Source organism: Nitratidesulfovibrio liaohensis (assembly GCF_011682075.1).
In the GTDB taxonomy this organism is placed as follows: Bacteria; Desulfobacterota; Desulfovibrionia; order Desulfovibrionales; family Desulfovibrionaceae; genus Cupidesulfovibrio; species Cupidesulfovibrio liaohensis.
This window is the reverse complement of the sequence record NZ_VSMK01000272.1, coordinates 1-3,733: the sequence shown is the minus strand read 5'-3', so window position 1 is coordinate 3,733 and position 3,733 is coordinate 1. Positions and strand designations below refer to the sequence as shown.

At 68.1% G+C, this 3,733-nt stretch carries 2 protein-coding genes; both read left to right on the top strand.

Translation table 11 applies throughout. The annotated features are described in order from the left end of the window. Positions 1-1,142 (top strand): ABC transporter substrate-binding protein (locus FVW27_RS10090; RefSeq protein WP_243838335.1); only part of this gene is annotated, 1,142 nt, incomplete at its 5' end. Between the two features lie 269 nt (positions 1,143-1,411). Continuing rightward, the coding region (locus FVW27_RS10085) for a sensor domain-containing diguanylate cyclase (RefSeq protein WP_243838333.1) at positions 1,412-3,733 on the top strand (2,322 nt) is incomplete at its 3' end.

Below are 3,733 nucleotides of genomic sequence, written 5' to 3'. Positions count from 1 at the left end.
GCGCGGGCCTGCCCGCCGCCACCGCGCAGGCCGCCGACCCGGTGAAGATCGGCGCGTTCTTCGCCCTGTCCGGCCCCACCGCGCCCGTGGGCACCCCCACCAAGCTGGTGGCCCAGATGTTCGTGGACAAGGTGAACAAGGAAGGCGGCATCAACGGCAGGCCCATCGAACTGGTGTTGGGCGACACCGAGGGCGACCCCACCAAGGCCGTGCTGACCTTCAAGCGCTTCGTCAGCGAGGAAAAGGTGGTTGCCGTCATCGGCCCCACCCGCACCGACGAAGGCATGGCCGTGAAGCGCCAGATCGAATCCTCCGGCATTCCCACGGTGATGACCGTGGGCGGCGACCCGGTGATCATGGAAGGCAAACTGGGCAACATGGATTTCGGTACCGCCCGGTCGGTCTTCAAGTCGCCCCAGCGGTCGTCCACGGCGGTGCGCAAGGTGCTGGGCTACCTGAAGAAGCATGAGCTGACCAAGGTGGCCCTGCTCATTTCCGGCGACAACTTCGGGCAGGACGGCGAACGCTGGCTGCGCTCGCTGGCGCCGGAATACGGCATCGAGATCGTGGGCACCGAGCAGTTCAAGCCCACCGACGTGGACATGAAGACCCAGCTTACCGCGCTGGCGGGCAAGGGTCCGCAGGCGGTGATCTGCTGGACCATCGGCCCCGCCGGGGCGCTCGTGTCCAAGAACCACCACGCCCTTGGCCTGACCATGCCCCTGCTGCAATGCCACGGCCTGCCCGACCCGGCCTACATCAAGCTGGCGGGCGAGGCGTCCGAGGGCGACCTGATGCCCGCCACCAAGCTGATGACCTGGGAAGCCCTGCCCGACAGCGACCCGCAGAAGAAGGTCATCGCCGAATTCGTGCGCCTGTACCGCGACGAGTACAAGTACGACGCGCAGTACCCCCTCAACACCCATTCCGGCTATGCATGGGACGCCTTGCTGCTGCTGGTGGAGGCCATGCGCAAGGTGGGCACGGAACCGGCCAGGGTGCGTGACGCGCTGGAAGCCACCAAGGGCCTGGTGGGCGTGAGCGGCGTGTTCACCCTTGGCCCGCAGGACCACAACGGCCTGGGCGAGGATTCCATGGTCATGCTGCAGGTCAGGGGCGGCAAGTTCGTGATGGTTGAGTAGGCGCGGTCGCCACGGCTGCGTATGCGGCGATGCAACATCACGGCGCGCGGGATGGCTGGTCCTTCCCGCGCGCTTTTTCGTCCGGATATCCCTTGCGACCATGCACGCCTGCGGGTGCCCCGGAAATCATCCCGCTGCAGGGCGGATGCCGAAGATGCCAAAGATGCCTGACGAATGCCGTGACCAGGGACCGACTGGCGCCATTCTAACGGGTTTGCGCATATTCTCCGGAGTGGGCATAGAATGCCAGACCAGAGGGAGGGCGGTACATGGCGCGCGGCAACAGGCGACAGACCTCCGGACCGTCGGTGACGGCGGGGGCCGGGACGGACCGGAGCGAAGCGGGGCGAAAGCCCTTGCGTGGGCGCCATGCCTCTTCGGTCGGCCAGCCCGATGCGCCCGATGCGCCCGATGCCCCCGGTGCCCCCGGTGCGCACAAGGTCTGCAATTCCGCTGCTTCTCCCGCTTCCCCGGCACCCTCCGCATCTTCCGTATCCTCCGATGTTTTGGATGTGCCCTTTTTCGCGGCGTCATCCGGCTCGTCCGGAGTTGGCCTGTCCGGGCCAGACTCGTTCGGGCCAGACTCGTCCGGGCCAGACTCGTTCGGGCCAGACTCGTTCGGGCCAGGTTCGTCGGGGGGGCATGCCTGCGACCCTCCGGCGTCCCTGTCCTTCGGCGTATCGCTGTACGAGCAGTTGTTTCGGTTCCATTCGGCGGTGATGCTGCTGGTGGACGCGGAAACGGGCTGCCTCATCGAAGGCAACCCGGCGGCATCCGCCTTCTATGGCTACCCGGACGGGGTGCTGTGCGGCATGTCCATCAACGACATCGGCACACTGGGACCGGCAGAGCAGGCCCGGCGGCTGGCCGAACTGCGCGAGGGACGGCTGACGTGTTTCACCTCGCGCCATCGCCTGGCCTCTGGCGAGGTGCGCGACGTCGAAGTGCATTCCGTGCCGGTGCGGCTGTTCGAACGCACCCTGCTGTACACCATCATCCACGACATCACCGACCGTGTTCACGCCGAGGAAGCCCTGCGCCGCAGTGAACAGCACCTGGAAATGGTCATGGACGGGGCGGGCATCGGCAGTTTCAGCTGGCACGCGCTCACCGACGAGGTGGGCTGCGACACCCGCTGGGGCGATGTGCTGGGTCTTGGCCGGGTGGAATGCGCGCCCATGATGGCGTCGTGGCGCAGCCTGGTGCATCCGGACGACCTGCCGGGGCTGGAAAGGGCGCGGCAGCGGCATCTTTCCGGGGTAACCCTCCGTTACGAGGCGGAATACCGCGTACAGGGGGCGGACGGAGCGTGGCGCTGGATTCAGGAAACCGGTCGGGTGGTGGAACGCGGCGGCGACGGCCTGCCCCTGCGGGTGGCGGGCATCGTGCGCGACGTGTCCATCCGGCGGCGTGCGGAAGAGGACCGGCGGCGGCTGTTCAACCTGTCGCCGGACCTGATGTGCGTGGGCGACATGGACGGTTACTTCCGCGAACTGAATCCCGCCTGGCAGGAGGTGCTGGGCTGGTCCAAGGAAGAATTGCTGGACCGTCCGTGGGTGGCGCTGGTGCACCCCGACGACCGCGCCGCCACCATGCAGGGCATGGACACGCTGCGCGAGCGCGGCGTGATCACCAACGTGGAGAACCGCTACCTGTGCCGCGACGGTACGTGGCGCTGGATATCCTGGAATTCTGCCTTCGTGCCCGAACAGGGGCTGATCTACGGCGTGGGGCGTGACGTCACGGCGCTGCGACGCATGGTGGAAGAGTTGCGCACCAGCGAGGCGCGCCTGCGGGCCATGGCGGCCACGGTGCCGGGGGTGGTGCTGCAATGGCGCGAGGTGTTCGGCGACCGGCGGTTCACCTACGTCAGCCCGCGCAGCCACGAGATACTGGGCGTGCCCCCCGAACTGTTGTTGCAGGACTGGCGCGCCCTGCCGGTGCATCCGGCGGACCGTATGGTATGGGAGCTTTCGCTGCGCGATGCGGCGGAACGACGCGGGGACTGGATGTTCGAAGGGCGGCTGGTGCTGCCCGGCGGCGAGATGCGCTGGTGGCGGGGCGAGGCCAGGCCCGTGGATGCCGGGCAATCCGGCGCGGCGGATTTGTGCGAGGAACCCGGCATCGTCTACTGCGGCATCATCACCGATACCACCGAACACCGCGAGGCGCAGGAACGGCTGCGCCAGCTGGCCACCACCGACGGGCTGACCGGCCTGGCCAACCGCAGGCGGTTTCTGGAGGCGCTGGAACACGAGGTGCAGCGCCACCGTCGTTACGGCACCCCCCTGGCCCTGATCTCCATCGATGTGGACCGCTTCAAGCGGGTCAACGACACCTGGGGCCATGCCGTGGGTGACGAGGTGCTCCGTGCGCTGGCCGCCATCTGCCGGGCAGAGGTGCGTGACGTGGACACCGTGGGGCGCATCGGCGGCGAGGAGTTCGCCGTGCTGCTGCCGGATACCGCCCCGGAAGAAGCCTTGGCTGTGGCGGAACGGCTGCGGGCGGGCGTGGAGTCGGCACCGCTGCTGACCGCCGCCGGGCCGCTTTCCGTCACCCTGAGCCTGGGCGTGGCCGCAAGCCCCCCGTGC